This window comes from uncultured Catenibacterium sp., assembly GCF_900540665.1.
In the GTDB taxonomy this organism is placed as follows: Bacteria; Bacillota_I; Bacilli_A; order Erysipelotrichales; family Coprobacillaceae; genus Catenibacterium.
Window position 1 is genome coordinate 1 of sequence record NZ_UQGV01000008.1, and the last position, 18,366, is coordinate 18,366.

18 protein-coding genes are annotated in these 18,366 nt (G+C 32.7%); 1 reads left to right on the forward strand and 17 read right to left on the reverse strand.

The annotated features are described in order from the left end of the window. Positions 1-334: 334 nt before the first annotated feature. The 11 genes from QZQ55_RS02070 to QZQ55_RS02120 form a co-directional block, all read right to left on the reverse strand. On the reverse strand, positions 335-634 hold the full coding sequence (locus QZQ55_RS02070; protein ID WP_295089298.1) for a type II toxin-antitoxin system RelE/ParE family toxin: 300 nt from the start codon (positions 632-634) through the stop codon (positions 335-337). Continuing rightward, positions 627-890: a prevent-host-death protein gene (locus QZQ55_RS02075; RefSeq protein ID WP_295089301.1), complete on the reverse strand. Its 264-nt coding sequence runs from the start codon at positions 888-890 to the stop codon at positions 627-629. The genes QZQ55_RS02070 and QZQ55_RS02075 overlap by 8 nt, the downstream gene beginning before the upstream one ends. A gap of 131 nt (positions 891-1,021) precedes the next feature. Beyond that, a complete protein-coding gene (locus QZQ55_RS02080) occupies positions 1,022-1,657 on the reverse strand; it encodes a hypothetical protein (protein WP_295089304.1) in 636 nt (211 codons plus the stop codon). 4 nt (positions 1,658-1,661) lie between these two features. Further along, positions 1,662-2,312, reverse strand: a complete 651-nt coding sequence (locus QZQ55_RS02085; protein ID WP_295089307.1) for an HAD family phosphatase — start codon at positions 2,310-2,312, stop codon at positions 1,662-1,664. Continuing rightward, positions 2,299-3,378, reverse strand: a complete 1,080-nt coding sequence (locus QZQ55_RS02090) for an SIS domain-containing protein (RefSeq protein WP_295089310.1) — start codon at positions 3,376-3,378, stop codon at positions 2,299-2,301. Before QZQ55_RS02090 ends, QZQ55_RS02085 begins: the two co-directional genes overlap by 14 nt. A gap of 52 nt (positions 3,379-3,430) precedes the next feature. Further along, entirely contained in the window at positions 3,431-4,435 is a 1,005-nt protein-coding gene (locus QZQ55_RS02095) for an SIS domain-containing protein (RefSeq protein ID WP_295089313.1), read from the reverse strand. Positions 4,436-4,464: 29 nt separating this feature from the next. Further along, positions 4,465-5,283: a PTS system mannose/fructose/sorbose family transporter subunit IID gene (locus QZQ55_RS02100; RefSeq protein WP_363128267.1), complete on the reverse strand. Its 819-nt coding sequence runs from the start codon at positions 5,281-5,283 to the stop codon at positions 4,465-4,467. Continuing rightward, positions 5,270-6,046, reverse strand: a complete 777-nt coding sequence (locus QZQ55_RS02105; protein ID WP_195920439.1) for a PTS sugar transporter subunit IIC — start codon at positions 6,044-6,046, stop codon at positions 5,270-5,272. The genes QZQ55_RS02100 and QZQ55_RS02105 overlap by 14 nt, the downstream gene beginning before the upstream one ends. Before the next feature lie 10 nt (positions 6,047-6,056). Continuing rightward, positions 6,057-6,524, reverse strand: coding sequence for a PTS sugar transporter subunit IIB (locus QZQ55_RS02110; RefSeq protein ID WP_295089319.1), 468 nt, complete (start codon positions 6,522-6,524; stop codon positions 6,057-6,059). A 15-nt stretch (positions 6,525-6,539) separates the two neighbouring features. Then, complete coding sequence (locus tag QZQ55_RS02115) at positions 6,540-6,953, reverse strand: PTS sugar transporter subunit IIA (RefSeq protein WP_295089321.1); 414 nt, start codon at positions 6,951-6,953, stop codon at positions 6,540-6,542. A gap of 329 nt (positions 6,954-7,282) precedes the next feature. Continuing rightward, positions 7,283-9,970 (reverse strand): sigma 54-interacting transcriptional regulator, encoded by a 2,688-nt coding sequence (locus QZQ55_RS02120; protein WP_295089388.1) that lies wholly within the window; start codon positions 9,968-9,970, stop codon positions 7,283-7,285. Between the two features lie 125 nt (positions 9,971-10,095). On the opposite strand from QZQ55_RS02120, the gene rpoN reads away from it, so the two are divergent. Next, positions 10,096-11,319 (forward strand): RNA polymerase factor sigma-54, encoded by a 1,224-nt coding sequence (gene rpoN / locus QZQ55_RS02125; RefSeq protein WP_295089323.1) that lies wholly within the window; start codon positions 10,096-10,098, stop codon positions 11,317-11,319. Positions 11,320-11,619: 300 nt separating this feature from the next. On the opposite strand, the gene QZQ55_RS02130 is transcribed toward rpoN, so the two are convergent. From QZQ55_RS02130 to QZQ55_RS02155, 6 genes are all read right to left on the reverse strand, one after another. Then, positions 11,620-11,847 (reverse strand): hypothetical protein, encoded by a 228-nt coding sequence (locus QZQ55_RS02130; RefSeq protein WP_295089326.1) that lies wholly within the window; start codon positions 11,845-11,847, stop codon positions 11,620-11,622. A 136-nt stretch (positions 11,848-11,983) separates the two neighbouring features. Beyond that, a complete protein-coding gene (nrdD, locus tag QZQ55_RS02135; protein ID WP_295089328.1) occupies positions 11,984-14,152 on the reverse strand; it encodes an anaerobic ribonucleoside-triphosphate reductase in 2,169 nt (722 codons plus the stop codon). Between the two features lie 283 nt (positions 14,153-14,435). Next, positions 14,436-15,872, reverse strand: coding sequence for a 6-phospho-beta-glucosidase (locus QZQ55_RS02140; RefSeq protein WP_295089331.1), 1,437 nt, complete (start codon positions 15,870-15,872; stop codon positions 14,436-14,438). Continuing rightward, positions 15,869-16,639 carry an HD domain-containing protein gene (locus QZQ55_RS02145; protein WP_295089334.1) on the reverse strand — a complete coding sequence of 257 codons (771 nt, stop codon included), beginning with the start codon at positions 16,637-16,639 and terminating at the stop codon, positions 15,869-15,871. The genes QZQ55_RS02140 and QZQ55_RS02145 overlap by 4 nt, the downstream gene beginning before the upstream one ends. Then, positions 16,632-17,393 (reverse strand): type I 3-dehydroquinate dehydratase, encoded by a 762-nt coding sequence (gene aroD / locus QZQ55_RS02150; RefSeq protein ID WP_295089337.1) that lies wholly within the window; start codon positions 17,391-17,393, stop codon positions 16,632-16,634. The genes QZQ55_RS02145 and aroD overlap by 8 nt, the downstream gene beginning before the upstream one ends. Beyond that, positions 17,371-18,057 carry an alpha/beta fold hydrolase gene (locus QZQ55_RS02155; RefSeq protein ID WP_295089340.1) on the reverse strand — a complete coding sequence of 229 codons (687 nt, stop codon included), beginning with the start codon at positions 18,055-18,057 and terminating at the stop codon, positions 17,371-17,373. The genes aroD and QZQ55_RS02155 overlap by 23 nt, the downstream gene beginning before the upstream one ends. Positions 18,058-18,366: the final 309 nt, after the last annotated feature.

Sequence of the window (18,366 nt, forward strand, 5' to 3'; positions counted from 1 at the left end):
TCATTGCCTGTGAGGCCTCCCGGGGTAATTCACTAATCCTGTTTCCTTCACAACGTCTTGATTTACTCTCTTGGTTTTACGTTTACCTTTAGGACTTCGGTTTGTATAGCAACCTTGTCCACCATTTAGCCTTGTATCAAGTTTCTGTTCGTACGCTCAAGGGAATCGCTACACCACTTCCTTCACTCCTACCTTTATGGTATCGGCTTGTGGTTCACTACACTTGGCGGTAAATACCTGTGGTCGGTTTATCTCCGACTGAATTAGTGCCATGCCCGGCACACTATAAAAAAAACGCATGGCGTGAACATGCGTTTTTTAGTCATCGATTTCCTTATATATTACGTCCCTGGTATTGGACTGTAACCACGTAAACAGTTTTATGTAGCTCATCAATTCGAAAAATAACAATATAGTTATCAATCAATAATTGTCTGTATTTTCCAGCATATCTTCCTTCTGTTCTCACTTGATGAGATTCAGGAAAAGTATCCAAACCCAAGATAGCATTTTTAATTCGATTAATTTGTGCTCTCGCATTTTCAGAGGCTGATTTTTCAATTGCAATATAGTTGTAAATATAATCTAATTCAGAAATTGCTTTGGAATTGATTTTTACTTGATACTTATCCAAAATGCTTTTTCTCCAAATCATCGAATACTTTTTTTGCATCAACTGCTTCTGCACCATCCAACAGTTCTTGTTCAGATTCAAAGATTGCGTTGTCTATACGATTTATTCTAGCAAACTCATCATATAATTCACTGCTCATCACAACCAGGTCACTATAGCCATTTTTTGTTATGAAAATAGGTTCATGATGTTTGTGTGCAATATTAGAGATATCATTTGTATTTCTTAATTCCTTAATAGGTAGAATTAGTGGCATAATACTTCACTCCTTTCATCAACATAATTATAGCATAATTATGTTGATATGATAGAAATATTCTTTAAATGGAAAAGACAACCCATTTTAATTAGGTTGTCTTTCAGTGCGAGATTTTCTCAATCATCCTATTAATTTTGAGACTGAATTAAAGATTCATATACAGTTCCTTTACTGTCTTCTAAGGCTTTATTCTTATATTCCTTGCTTTTTGATTCATTACCCATATTCTTGTAGATAACTGATAATAAGAATTCGAGATAGGGAGTATCTTCATTGTTTTTAGTATATTCTACATCTTCAAGATCAGATTTTAGTTCGTCATAATACTTATTTCCACCCTTAATTAAAGTATCATTAACCATATCCATCTGTCTATATAGGGCATGATTATTTGTTGTGCTAACCATTTCCAACAAACAATCAATCATAGATGCATTTTTCTTATCTACATATCTATAAAATACTGATTGTGCAAGAGCAGACTTCTGCTTAGAATTCATAGGAACATGTTCTATTATATTGTTTACTAGAGTATCTATTTGTTTGTCATCATTTATCTTTAGATAAGCATTTAAAAGTAAGTATTCTCTATTAAATGGAGGAATACATATCTTAGCTAGTTTAGTTGCCATTAAGTCTTCTATTGCCTTAATATCATTGTTTTGGAGTAATGTTAGATAATTTTTTAGGAGTTTCTTTCTGATGATTACTGGAATAGTACCAATAATAGCAATCACTATAACGACAATAAACATAGCATTCATACTTTTATGCCCCTTTCTCAATAAACTTTATAATATCATTTAATTCATCAATAATTATATCTGCCTGGCTCTGATCCAAGCCAAACTTATCATCTTTTAAAGCTAATACCCTAATACCAGCTCTATTTGCAGCTAATATTCCTTTAGGTGAATCCTCAATAATAATAGCTTCATCTTTATTCACATTCAATTCTTTGATTGTATGTAAATATATTTCTGGATTTGGTTTACTTTCTTTGAATTGTTCACCACTTACTATAAGTGAAAAGTACTTTCTTAAACCAGCTTGATCTAATGCAGTATTAATAGTATTTAAACTTGAAGAGGACGCTAACGCAATTTTATAATGTTTACTTAAGTGTTCTAAAACAGGATAGATTTGAGGTCTAACTACTGCTTTATAATCACATTCATATGAACAAAAATATTCTTGAAGTATCTTTTTAAATGTGATGAAATCAGTTTTTTCATTCCACATTGTATATGCTTGTTCATAATATAATTTACTATCAATACCAATGAGAGGAATACAATCACTTGTTTGTATTTCTATACCATGCTGTTTAAAAAATCTTATCAAATCATTTATATACATGGTTTCACTATCAAAGATCACACCATCCATATCAAATATAACAGTTTTAATCGTCTCCATCATAATTCACAAAATTCTCCGTTTTTGCGGCTGCAATAGCCTTAAATTCTTTTAATAATGGATGTTGATAAATAGAGTGTAAATCATTTGAAACAATAAAGCTTAATAATTGTACAAATGGTAGATATACAAGTGGAGATAATTCACTTGATACAGTATCACTCAAACTTAAAACATGATCATCACTTGATAATTGAGGGTTGTTTGAAATCAAATAAGCGCGATCACTAACTTTTCGCGTAGCCTGATATACTTGTTCTACGCGTCGACTTGCACTATCGTTTCCATCAAAGAAAACCACATTGTATTGTGGTGTTAATTGAAGATTTGGTCCATGAATATACTCTTCAATTTCATAGCAGCAACTTGGAATATGAATGGTTTCACCCATTTTTAATGCACTTTCAAGTGCCGTTCCATAATTGGCACCGGCTCCACAACTATAAACCCAGGACATAGATGAGAAATTCTTATAGTGTCGCTGAATAAAGTTTGTAGCCTGATCAATCATTTCTTCATTTAAATCAGCTGCTTTCTTTAATTCATCCAAATATTCAGTCTTTCCAGAATACGCAATTGCGAATAAATCTAAGAATAACGCAAGTGAAGAAACACCCTTTGTGACATAGCCAACTAATTCTTCACCAACACCATATTCAATCACAACATCTGCAACATCTTTTACATCACTGTTTTTGTTTCCTGTTAAACAAATAGCTCTACATTCTTTTTTCTTAATGATTTTTAATGCTTCGATTGCATTTGTACTTAAACCACTCTGTGTAACTACTAAAACTAAGTCATTTTCTTTAATATCGTTTTCATAATACGTAAATGTATATGGAGTAATGATTCTTACTTCTAAACCACTTACTTTTTCCACAAAACTTCTAGCACAATAACAAGCATTATGACTCGATCCAGAAGCAACAAGTAAAATACGTTTGATTTCTTTTTGTTGCACTTCCTTCATTAATGGATCAACCAATGTAGTATATTGCTCAATATTTGTTCTTAATACGCTTGGAGTTTCTTTAACATAATCAAGCATTGTTAATTTATTCATAATATACCCCCAATTAAGGTATAAAAGGTGGAATAAATCCACCCCTTATATTTTAGTATTCTAATCTTCTGTAGTAACGACGGATTTCCATAGGGTGACGAGTTTCGATTTCCATGTGAACGTCGATTCTATTGTTTACAGCATGCATTACGTGGTGAGATAAGTGTTTACGATATTTTTCACTTATTCCCTTTAATTCGTAATCTTTAGAGTCAATGATTGTGTAGTTTTCACAAATTCTTGGAATAAAGTTAGCTACACGTTCAGATAATGGACGCTGAGCATCTTCACCAATATAGATTGTAACTGGAGTTTCTTTAGTTACGATTTCAAACATACCGTGGAAGAATTCATTTGATGTGATTGATTTAGTTTTTAACCATAACTGTTCTTCCCAATAGCACATTGCATATGAGTAAGTAGCTCCCCACTGATTTCCAGCACCTACAAAGTAGTGCATTTCATCATTCCAGTGTTTTTTAGCGAATTCAATAGCAAATGGTTCAGCTTTCTTTTCAACTTCTACTAAAGCTTCTGCTAAGTATTTGTCAAATTCAGCATACATATCTTCGTAGTCTTCAAATTCACCATTGTTGAACATGAAACGGTCAGCAACCATGAAGAACTTTAACTGTTCGTTAACTGGGTAAGAGATCTTGTAGTCTCCTAAATCTAATAAGATAGCTTCTTTAGCATCAACAAATGAGATAACTGTAGCGCCAACTTCTGTCTTGATTTTCTTGATAGCATCAACTACTTCTTTAGTGTTTCCAGTTACAGAAGAGATGATAACAACTGTATCTTTAGTAATACGTTTGTTTCCTGTAGTTAAGTATTCAGCAGCATTTTCTGCCCAAGTTTCAATAGCACTCATCTCTTTCATGTGTACTGTAGCCTGCATAGCACTTGCCCAAGTACCACCAACACCTAACCAGCAGATGTTTGAATATCCACGTTCGCAGATTTCATCAACGATTTCGTTGATCTGAGGGCGTAGAGCTAATGCTCCATTAACGCTATCGATTTTTTCCTGTTCATTAAATTTAATCATTTCCATTTTCTTTTCCTCCGTTTATTTAAAATTTATTAACAACCTAAAATACCAAAGAATGCTCCGACCAAGCCAATCACAACACAGATTAATAACAATGTAGTTGTCTTAACATTTTTCTTTTTCAATAAGTAGTAAACTAGTAATGTGAATAATAATGGCATTAAACCAGGCATGATATTGTTGAATACTTCATTTAATGTAGTTGCTTCATTACCAGAACCAAACTTCAATGGGAAACTGATTGATACGTTTTCAGCAGTCATACCACCAACAACCATCAATCCTAAAACGCTTGCTGCATAAGTAAGTTTTGACATTAATCCATTCTGCTGGATCTTAGCCAAGAATCCACTACCTAACTTATAACCAGCATTCATTAAATAGTAACGTAATCCCTGAGCTGGAAGGTTGAAGATTAATAAGAATAAGATAGGTCCTAATATATTTCCCTGATTTGCTAGAGACAAACCAACACCAGTAGCAATAATACGTAATGTTCCCCAGATGAATGAATCACCAATACCAGCTAAAGGTCCCATTAATGAAACTTTTACATTGTTGATACTTTCTGTATCGAATTCAGGATCATTTGCGTTACTTTCTTCCATAGCAGCACTAATACCTAAGATTAATGTTGCCAATTGTGGAGTTGTATTGAAGAATTCCAAGTGACGCTTCATAGCTGCAACTTGATCTTCTTTATTTGAATATAATTTTTTGATAACTGGTAACATACTATAGCAGTATGACATATTCATCTGTCTTTCATAGTTCCAAGACCATTCCAAACCAAATGAACGCCAGAATACTTGATTTAATTCCTTTTTAGTTAATTTATTAGAAGTCGTCATCTTCATCTACTCCTCCTTCTATAGCTGTTTGAGCTGAATTACTACGTAACTGAGTTAATACGATGGCAATGATAGCTCCAAAAATTGCGATTGCTGTTACTGGAATCTTTAAGTATACGCTTAATGCGAATCCTAAGAAGAAGAAACATGCAACTTCTTTGTCCATAATCATCATTAATAATAAACCGAACCCAATTGCAGGTAATAAGCCCATTGTGATCTGTAAACCATTTGAAATCCATTTAGGAATGACATTTAATAAAGCCTGTACAGCAGGTCCACCAGCATAGTAACCACATGCTACGATAACACCGATAATTAAGTTAACACCGAAGAATCCACCTAATAAGTGCATTCTAGCAACTCCAGCCATATTTCCTTCAGCTGCATATTTATCTGCTTTGTGAACAAATGGAGGTAAGATGAATACCATTCCAACATTCTTTGCGATTAATACTAATGAGGCAACTGGTAACCCTACAGTTAATGCAGTTTCTGGTCCAGCTCCTGTTGTAATTGTGAAAGCTGTTCCTAATACAGTTCCTGAAATCATTTCAGGTGGAATACTAGCTCCGATTGAGAAAGCACCCATAAATGCTAATTCTAATGTTGCACCTAAAGTAACACCTGTTTGAACATCGCCAAGTACAATACCTGTTAAAGTGCCCATAACCAATGGTCTTGACAGCAAACTTGTACCGAATAAATATTCAGCATTTCCAAGCATTGCTACCAAGCCAAGTAAAATTGCTTGTAGTAACATATTTCTCCTCCTATAAAACTTTTTCAACGCTTACTGGATTATCTTCTGGAACCATCTGAATTGTTACATCCACACCTGATTCACATAATCCTTTTAGAATTGTTTCTTCTGCTGGTGTAATATTCATTGCTTTTGAGATATTACGAGTTTCAGCAGTCGCCTTAGTACCACCAAGATTTAATTTGTTGATGTTGCACTCTTTGCATAATCTTTCAGCATCCTTAATAGATTCAACTACAGTCAATAATTTATATTTGTCTGTAACACCACTGTTGATTGCCTTTACTGCATCATCCATGCTTTTAATAACTAATTTAACACCACTTGGTTTTGCTAATTTAATTGATGCTTTTCTTAAATCATCTTTCATAACTGCATCGCACGCAATTAAGATACAATCTGCTTCAACAGCATTTTTCCAAGAAAAAGCAACTTGTCCATGTAACAATCTGTGATCCACTCTTAATAATTTAATCATTTTTTTCTCCTCCTATTAGAAATCTTCATCATCTTCGCTTGATATTCCGTTCATAACAGTCATTCCATCTTTAGCTGCTTCGATTAAATCGTTCGCATCTGCTAATTCAAATTTTCCGTTCAAGCTTTTCATTACTACATCTAATACTAGTCCCATGTTCATTCCTGAGAAGACCATTACATTATCTAATACTGCAAGTTTAGATAATGCTGTGTGAACACTTCCACCTTTGATATCACATAAGATTAAGAATTGTTCTTCACTCTCTTTTGCTTCATTCAAAACTTCTTGATAAAAGTCTTCTGGATTTTCTCCAGGAAGCAAGCTATATGTTTCTACATCCTTAGCTAAATCTCCAACAATCATAGAAACTGAATCTTTCATTCCCTTAGATAATCCTCCATGTGATGCAAGTATGATTTTTGCCATAATCTTTACTCCTTTCTTTTCATTTTAGTTTAAGCAATCTTTGTGCCAGCTTATAGATTAGTTACGCTTATCTGTACATCTAACTTACACTTATACTCAAGCAAACTTCGTGCCAGTTTATAGATCAGTTACACTTATCTGTAGAACTAACTTCCACTTATACTCAAGCAAACTTCGTGCCAGTTTATAGATTAGTTACACTTATCTGTAGAACTAGCTTCCACTTATACTCAAGCAAGCTTCGTGCCAGTTTATAGATCAGTTACGCTTAATCTGTAGAACTAGCTTCCACTTATAAACAAGCAAAAAGTGTGCCAATTAATAGCACACTAATCATTAATAATATAGTTGTATATATATTCTACTTCTTCATCTGGAATCTCAACGTTGTAGTATGTCTTAACTTCTTTCATTGAGATATTTACTTGATCTATAAACTCTTGATGCTTTTCTTTAAAGTCATGATCAGTAAAGTTTGAAATAGCTTGTCTTGTCACTAATCTTTCTACAAGACAACAAATATGAACATATAATCCAAAGCATGTTTTATTCTTAAATCTCTTATGTAGGATATTCTGTAGATGATCAATTGCTTTCGCAACATGTTCAAGTAGTTTATCCGGATTTAATATAGTTAAATTATTCATGACATTGGATAATGTGAAATTACGCAAGATATTCTTCTCAAATATTTCCATCTGTTCTTGAGTCATATACTTTCCAAAATATACTTCTATGGCATTCTGACTTTCGTTAATAATCAATTCTTGTATGCCTATATATTTCATAGATTCAATATTTGGATCAAGTGTTCCAATGACACATACAACTTCATAATCATTCATTAACTGATCATAGACCTGTTTACGTATTAAAGCAGGATAATCATAAGTAATAATCTTTAGATTAGAATCTTCAGGTAAAGAATTGAATAAGATTTCTTTGATCTTATTCGCTGTACCAACTCCTGATGCACATGAACAGATGACAATAGGTTCTTTCTTTTTCTTAAGTTCTACATGCGTTTTATAGATGTTTTCCTTAAGAATAGAATCAATTACTTCAGTCACTGTTCTATTGAGTTTAATTCCTTGTCCTATTTCTAACGCACATTTAGTATTAATATTGTTTACTAAGGCAATATCCGCATTACTTGTATCTAATCCCTGATATATTTCTTCAAGAGAACCCATATCAACTAACAAATAAAGCTTTGAGATATTACCAACATGTGCAATGTAATCATTGATCTTTCTTGTAATAGTTTGCACATCCACATCTAACGGCATATCAATTGCATCAAATATATAACTATTCAACATTCTATTAGCTGCTTCTGCAATAGAACTTGCAGTTGAATACCCATGCGCAATAATAATCGCAATTGTGAGATCTTCACCAGAATGTACAAAATACTTAATCATACAAATACAGATAATACATTCTACAAAGTCATCAATATCCTGATTCATATTATTCTTTAAGTAACGAGAAACATCCTGTCCTATTTCATATTCACGATGAAATTCAAGTTTTAGATATTTCTTTAAGTTTTTTACTTCATCATAATTCTCATTGATCCAGTTATTTGTGAGATATGTATTCTTACAGAATTCTGAGACATATGTAGCCAATGCAATCAACTCATTATGTGAAGTCCTAAAGCCATAATGTTCAGTGATATTATTAAATATCTTTTCTAGATAGTTTGTAAGATAATCAATTGAACCTGCACGATTATCATTAAATATAAGCTTTTCAAAATATCTATCTACAGTATTCTGTGCATTTACTGCAAATGACTGATCTCTTTTAAGATTAATTAATGATTGATAAAAATCTTTAACAATACCCTGATCTGATACGGGAAGAAGTGTGTTAAGAGAGACAAGCTTATGCTTCTTCATAATCATAGAGGAAACATCTATACTATTTCTAATATTGTCAGGTAAATCATAAGCATGAATTTCTAACGTATCTGAATTACTTTTATATAATGCACTCACACAACTTGCCTGAATAGTATTAGTCAGTTCACCAATATTACCTACAAATGTATGATTCAGTAACAACTCATAAACGTTAGATGAAATAAGAATTGTTTTGTTCACACGCTTCTCTTCGTTCTTCAAAAAGCTATACATGAGTTCTAGCTTTTCATTTTCTCCTCTTTGTGCAAGAGATGGAATTGTAAGAATAACTGGAATACGTCTAAGGAATGTTTTTAATAATGCTTTTTGTGGCACTTCTGTTGTCGCAAATATAATTCTACATTTTGATTTATACCATTTATTGTTGTCACCTACTAAGTGATAGATTCCCTGATCCATATAAAGGAATAACTTTTCCTGACATTCTGCATTTAAACAATGCACTTCATCTAAGAATAATACACCACCATCCGCAAAATGTAATAAACCTAAGTTATCACTATCTGCACCTGTAAATGCACCTTTTTTATAGCCAAATAGATTAGCTGTAAGTAATTCTGGGTTATTTGCATATTCTGAACAGTTTACCTGTACAAAATTCTTAGACGCATCAATCAAACCTGTATCTACACAATATTCATACGTAAGTTTAGCCATAAATGATTTACCAGTACCAGTTGGTCCATAAAACAACATAGGCAATCCTACTGGTGGATAAGATACTGTTGCCTTAATCTTCTCTACAATCTGATACATGCTTTCATTAGATCCAATAAGCTTTTCAAAGTTCTTTAATTCTGTCTGATTGTTTAGTTCAGCTTCCAATTCATCTAATGATTTGTATTCGTCTGATAAGAGCTTCTTCTTATATTTACTTTCAAGAGACCCTCTTGAAAGATATAAAACAGGGCTTGTTTTGATTTTAATAAGCTTCTTGTCATTAAATAGTTCATTTAACAGTTTTGTTACTTGGTTTCTACTAAGTTTTAATTCTTTTGATAATTGCACAGATTGACATTCTTCATATGAATTTTGATCCATTCTTCCATTGATCAACAACATTATTTTTTCTTTCAATGAAATCACCTCATAATTCATGATAAAACAAATAAAACATGTGCGCAACAATAGTTATTCGCTATACTATTATGATAAATATCCAAACATTAATTGGCACGAATTTTGCTATATAATAGTGAGGGGTGATGAATATGAAACAAAAAATGCAATATATTCAAACATTAAAACAAACATTAAAATTAAATCAAAAACTTTTAAAATCGTTAGATTTCCTAACTGACAACATTGATGATATCAATAAAGTTGTTCAACAAGTATTAGAAACCAATCCTTTTTTAGAACTAAAATCACCTAAAAACTATGATACTCAGCAATTTATTGAAAGTATTTCTAATAAACGCTCTTTAAAAGATGATCTCTATTTACAATTAAGTGCATGTACTCATTCATATAATGAAGCTATAATGGATTATTTGATTGAATCATTAGACGATAGTGGGTTCTTATCCTACCCTATTGAACAATATATCACTGATTTAGATATAGACAGAGAAATGCTTGATGCTCATTTAGATATATTACGTTCTTTTGAACCAAATGGTGTTGGTGCAGCTGATGCGATTGATTCAATTATCATTCAATTAAAAAATAATAATAAAACAAAAAGCTATACACTATTTAGAGATTATCAAGATGTGATCTTAACTCAGAACTATTCACTCATTAAACAGAAAACAGGATTAAAAAAAGAAGAGATAGACCATTTATTTTATGAAATACGTTCTTGTAATCCTTTCCCATGTAATATGTATAGTTCATCCCAGGATGATTATATCTCACCAGATATTTTAATAGAGGTAGAAGATTCTAATATCATGATTACCCCTATCAATCAACCTGAACTCATAGTAAATGATCTTCTTTATGAGAAGGTAAAGAATGATGAGAATATGAAAGCTTATTTTAATGATGCACATTTCTTAATTGAAAATCTTGCAAAGAGAAATCAAACAGTATTATTTGTCGCAAATGCTTTAGTTGATATCCAAAGTGGTTATTTCTTATATGATGATGAATTATACCCATGTACTTTATCACAACTTGCAAGTGAAACAGGATTCCATGAATCTACTATTTCACGTACATTAAATAATAAGTACTACAGCTATAATGGTGAGGTTTATCCTCTTAAACAACTTCTTGTTTCTCAAACTGCTTCAGGGGATAGTAGTGATTCCATTAAAAAGGCTATTGTGGAATTAGTTGATAGTGAAGATAAAGAACATCCACTTTCAGATAATCAGATTCTCAAAAAACTAGAAGAATTAGAATTACATTGTTCACGTCGTGTCATTGTCAAGTATAGACAACAATTGAATATTCCTTCGTCTACTAAACGTAAGGTTCTTAAATAAGGCTGTGGCTTGTCCACAGTCTTTTCACTTAAAAAGAGATAACCAGTCATGGTTATCTCTCAAGGTCTTCCTTAGTTATTTTCCTGTGAATACTTGTGAACTAGAGGCTTAAAATTCTAGCTAGTTTTAAGTGTATTTTATTCTCAAATTTCAAAATAGAAACTTATTTAATTACCCCTAATCTACAGGTAAATCCAATTATTGAAATCATTTTTACATATAAATGCCAAGGAAATTAAAACTGTTATTTCATATTTTGATAATCGCCTGTGGAGTGTGGGTATTCAAATAAAATTTTCATTATTTCCCCTTTCCTACTTCTCTCAATTTTCTGAATTTCCAGAAAATTCTTATAAATACTATGATTAATAGAACAAATTCTGCACCGAAAAGAAATTTGTAAGTAGCACCAGACATATAAGAAGCACTCTCTGTTAAATGATGAAGAGACAAAATTATATATGCTGCGAGTACTACCAAACATGCAAAAGACAAAAAACGAAAAATTTTCTCTGACTTATTCTTCATAAAATTTCCCTCCCTTAGATTTAGAAAAAGAAGTTTCCTATATGTATAGTACCATTCTTACTCCAGAATTTCTCAATTAGATGCATTTTTTAGATAAAAAGAGATAACCAGTCACGGTTATCTCTCAAGGCCTTCCTTAGTTATTTTCCTGATATACTCTATTGTCTAAATGTACAAAACGTTCTTTGATTTCCTGTGTACGTCCCTTATTCCAGAAGTTATCACCAAGATAACCACATGTTCTACGACATACATTTAAAGTCTTATGGTTTCTATTACCACAGTTAGGACAATACCATTCATTGTTTTCGTCTAATAAGATTTCTCCAGAGAAACCACATTCCTGACAATAGTCAGACTTAGTATTGATTTCAGCATACTGGATTGTTTCATACATATAGTTGATTAATTCTTTCATGGCATCAAAGTTGTTTGTCATATTAGTCACTTCTACATAACTAATAGCCCCTCCAGAAGAGATCTTCTGGAACTTCGCTTCAAAGCCTAATTTAGAGAATGCATCAATCTGTTCTCTTACATTGACATGATAAGAGTTAGTAATATAGTCTTTATCTGTTACACCAGGTACGACTCCAAATCTCTTCTTTAATGCACGTGCTAATGTATAAGTAGTTGATTCTGCAGGTGTACCATATAAGGCAAATCCTAAACCTGTATCCTTCTTCCACTTATCACATGCATTTCTTAATTTCTGCATGATTTCAAGAGCTAATGCATCGCCTTCTTCAGAAGTATGAGACTGACCAATTAATGCGACTACACATTCATATAAGCCAATATAGCCTAATGATAATGTAGAATAACAAGTATCTAATAATGAATCAATCTTTTCTCCTGGTTTTAGTCTTGCAATTGCACCATACTGCCAATGAATTGGAGAAATATCTGAAGGAGTACCCTTTAAGCTTTCATGTCTTAACATTAATGCTTCATAACATAAATCTAAACGTTCGTCTAGAATCTTCCAGAATGAATCCATATTCTTATTTGCGGATAAACCAACATCAGTTAAGTTAAGAGTTACAACACCCTGATTGAAACGTCCATACCACTGATATTCACCTTTTTCATTCTTCCATGGAGATAAGAATGAACGACATCCCATACATGGGAATACCTGTCCTTCATAGTTTTCTCTCATGATCTTTGCACTGATGAAATCAGGCATCATACGCTTAGATACACACTTAACAGCTAAATCTGTTAAATAACGATACTGTGAATCATCAGGGACATTATTATCATCTAATACATAAAGTAATTTAGGGAATGCTGGAGTGACATAAGCACCTACAGGATTCTTCATACCGATATATCTCTGTTTTAAGATTTCTTCAATTAATAAAGCTGTTTCTTCAATATAGTCTGGTTCTTCTCTTAAATACATGAAAATAGATAAGAATGGAGCCTGACCATTTGTAGTAGAGAATGTATTGATCTGATACTGGATAGTCTGTACACCAGCTTTGATTTCTTCATGAAGACGAGATTTTGCAATCTTTTCAATCTGTTCTTCAGTATAATCAATACCTACTTCTTTGCCTTCTTTTCTTACAGCCTTTAAATGTTTCTTATATGATACACGTACATAAGGTGCTAAATGAGAGATAGAGATTGTCTGTCCTCCATACTGACCATTAGCAACCTGCTGAACAATCTGAGTTGCAACAGTACATGCTGTCTGTAAAGACTTAGGTGTTTCAATCAACTTATCATTAATAACTGTACCATTCGCAAACATATCCTTTAAGTTTACTAGATCACAGTTATGCATCTTCTGGATATAGTAATCCATATCATGGAAATGAATAATACCATCATCATGTGCCTGGACAATCTTTGGTGGTAATAACAAGCGGCGGCAATAGTCTCTAGAGAATTCACCTGCAATCAAGTCTCTCTGAGTTGCAAGTACAGTCGCATCTTTATTAGAGTTTTCATCCATTGCTTCTTTATTAGTCTGATTGACAATACCATAAATCGCATTATCAATTGTATTTGTTTCTCTCTGGAATTCTCTTACCTTACGATAGCCTTCATATGCCTTGGCAGTAAGTACTTCTCCCTTTTCAATCAACTTTTCAAAAACCTGTCCTTCAATACGATAAATACTGATAGATGCAGCTCCTGCTGATCTATGCCAGTCTTCAATTTCATGTGAGATCTTAGATGCAATTTCTGGCTTTACAATACCACTTCCATAGCGCATTGCTTTTAAAATCGCATTCTCAATCTTATTTCCATCAAAGGCTACCTTAGAGCCATCTCTTTTGATTACCTCCATGTTATATACCCTCCTCATAAGAAAATCTATTAGGAATAACTACCTAATAGATTTGTTCGTACTTCTATATTAGTCTATATTAGTTGCATGTGCAACTAATATGCTTGAGATAATAAAATCTTCTTGTAATAATTTATTAACATGAAAAAATGTTGAATTTATCAACGTTTTTTTAATTATCGATAAACACTTGGAATGTCTACCCTTAAACAGTATAAAAACCCACGAGCATAATGTCAAGCATTTCTCATGGGTTTCTTTTTTTCGCAATGTTGAAAGCGAATTAACCTAAATCTTCACCGTTACTAGCAACAACTTTCTTATACCAGTCAAATGAATCTTTCTTGCTTCTTTCTAGTGTACCGCTTCCATCATTGTTACGATCTACATAGATAAAGCCGTAACGCTTCTTCATTTCACCTGTTGTGAAAGAGACACAGTCAATGCAGCCCCATGGTGTATAACCCATTAAGTCTACACCATCAATTTCTACAGCTTTCTTCATCTGTTCAATATGTGCTCTTAAGTAATCTACACGATATGGATCGTGACAGCTGCCATCTTCTTCCTTCTTATCAATAGCACCAAAACCATTTTCTACAATAAATAATGGTTTTTCATATCTTTCATACATCTGATTTAATGCATAACGTAAACCTTCTGGATCAATAGCCCAGCCCCAGTCAGATACTTTAATGAATGGGTTAGCTACAGAATGTTCACTAGAACCATCTAATGATTTAGAAACATCCTTATGTGCTGTAGAATCTACAGTATTAGTCATGTAATAAGAGAATCCGATATAATCTACTGTACCTAGAGCTAAAGCTTCTTTATCTTCTTCAGTGATATCTAGTCTAAAGCCTTTGTTTTCAAACATCTTTAACGCATAACGTGGATAATGACCACGGCACTGTACATCACAGAAGAACCATCTCTGATGCATCATTTCAGTAGATAATACCATGTCTGCTGGACGACAAGAGAATGGATAAATAGGAACCATTGCAATCATATTACCAATCAAAAAGTTTGGATTGATTTCATGACCAATCTTCACCGCCTTTGCACTCGCTACTAATTCATAATGACCACACTGATACATAGCTTCTTCAGGATTATCATAGTTTCCAAAATGTGCACCACTGTTAGTCCATCCAAAAATATCATTCTTATAGTTCATCTGGTTATTAATTTCATTGAAAGTCATCCAGTACTTGACTTTATCTTTATATCTCTTGAAGCATACTTCAGCAAACTTCACAAAGAAATCAATAGTCTTTCTGTTCATGAATCCGCCATATTCTTTTGCAAGATGATAAGGCATTTCAAAGTGAGATAATGTGATAACTGGTTCAATACCATATTTTAATAATTCATCAAATACATCATCATAGAACTGTAATCCTTCTTCATCAGGCTGTTCTTCATCACCTAATGGGAAGATTCTTGTCCAGGCAATAGATGTTCTAAAACATTTAAAGCCCATTTCTGCGAATAACTTGATATCTTCCTTATAATGATGGTAGAAATCAATACCGATATGATTTGGATAATATAATCCTTCTTTTACACCATCAGTGATCACACGTGGCGTAGAAACATTACCACCTGTCATAACATCCGCAACACTTAAACCTTTAGTAGTGTCTAATACACCACCTTCAAACTGATGAGCTGCTAAAGCTCCACCCCATAGGAAATCTTTTGGTAAACTCATATTCGTCCTCCTTCAATATACTCTAGTGCGCATTTCTCTAACGCTTGATATTTCTTCAATATCTCTAGATTTTCTATTTTTATTTTATCAAAACTTCTTTCAATATAGTGATTTTTTTCTATATATGATTTACTTTCTTCAAAATAGAGATCAAATATAAAAGCAATATAAGAAATCCACATATCTAGATGTGTTTTTCTTGTAGGAGCATAAATAAGTTGATGTTTGCAGAACTGCTGATAGACTTCATCAGTTATAGATTCTTTTCCCGCCTCTTCATAGGTAACTCCTAACAAGACAGTATCTTTTTCCACATCCTTTACACGGAAATGATCTAATTTATCCGCATCTCGGATCATATGTATATAGAAGAGTTCTTCTTCATTAAAGCCGTCTTCTATTTTGTATTTATTATGCTGTTCTATAGCATGCTTAATAATTGTGTCATATGTATCTTCTTCTATGAATTCTCTAATCAGTCCCTCTTCAAATAGTACATGAGAAGAATACATTGCATGATCCACTGTTTCTCTATCTATGAAAGAATGATAAATACGAAACTGTTCAAAACGGCCTATATCATGTAATAGGCCGATTAATAGACATAAGTCTTTTTCTTCTTTTTTCCCTTTCATATCACATAATTCACCCATGACATCCATTACTTTATAGGAATGAACATATTTAAGATGAATATGCGGGATAGAGAGATCATAACGATTGACATAACAATTAAACGCATTTTTCGCATGATCTAAATTAATCATGTAAAACCTCTAGAACCTTCTTAAGATCATCAAGAGGAACCTGCCCAGGTGCACTGGCATCCTTCGCTGTCGCAAAAGTCATACATGAGCCAAAGTATTCACCCATCATACGTGACAGACGTCCAAGTTTACCCATGGACATCGTAATAATAGGTCTTCTTAGATGCTGACTAGAATAGAGAGTGGCTTCTAAAAGTGTTAATAAATCTTCTTTACTTCCAGGCATAACTGCAAGTTTAGGTAAATCAGCCCCTAATATTTCCATCTTTTCTAATGTTTCCTGCATATCTTCTCTTGATGGTGTTTCATCAAAATGATGTTCACTCATAACTACATGAACACCCTTCTTATGAGCATATTGAACTAACTCCATCACTGCTTCATATCCCTGTGATAGTTCAATATCTACTAGATCAACATGTGCATCACATATTTCTTTAATACAGTGCATATATTCTAAAGAAGTAAGTTCTCCTTCTCCTCCTTCACTCACAGTACGGATTGTACCTAATACAAGTTTATCTGTATGTTTCTTAATTTCTTCTAATACATCTGTGAGAAGTCCTTCTTTTAGTCCTTCATAGAAATCAAGTCTAATTTCTACTACATCATAATCTAAATCCTTATAAGAATCTAAAGTATCAATAATACCTTCTTTAGTAGTATCTACAATAGGAAGGCAGATCTTAGGTGTACCTTCTCCAAATACAACATTCTTTATATCTAATACATTATGCTTCGTGATGACAGGCATATAAAAACCCCCTTATTTCTTTTAATGTTTTATCATATTGGTCACCTAACAAGAAATGCGGTGAATTCTTGATTACCTTATGTACACAATAAGGTAATGATGACTGAATAAATGCGAAATCAGAATCCTTGATTACATCATGCTCACCAGATAGTAATAAAGCTGGAATCTTGAGTTCTGATAAGTAATCTGCAGTAAAATGTGGCTCTTTTGTCATAAATGAAATGAGCTTAAAGCGTATTCTAGATCTCTTATCATAAATACAGAATATCGGTAATAAGAGTAATGTCATATACATATGGAGACGATAATACCATTTAATACCCTTTGGTGTTGCATTAGGTGAAAGAAGTGCCATATGTTTTAAACGGTCATCTTTACCTGCAAGTGTAAGTGCGATATTCGCACCATCACTAAAACCAATGACATCATATGCTTCTAAATCTAACTCATTTGCGACATCCATCACATCCTGAGCCATACGGTCTAGTGTCAATGGACCACTCTTAATAGATTTACCATGATAACGTGAATCCATTGCGATTAATTGATAATCGTTTTCTAAATCTTTGACTAATTGATCATATATTTTTCTATTTTCCTGATTACCATGTAATAAGATAATCGGATATCCATTTCCATGTACTTCATAATATATCTTCATAGCATTACCTCACTTTGACCACATTATAGCACATATTGAATGACTATGAAAAAAGCGGCTTATTAATATGTTTGACAGTTATCGAAGCATACACTTCAAATTACATTGATATATTCATTGTTTTTTTAATATCATATAGTTTTAAAAATGTAGTAATGTATTATTTTTTACTTTCCTCTACTATTAAGTATCTCTAAACTTCTTTCAGTTCCTTTTGATTTAATACTTTGTTTATATCAACATAATTATTCACTCATATTTTTGTTAGTTCTTTGTCACTGCATTCAATGTACTAACAACCACATTACA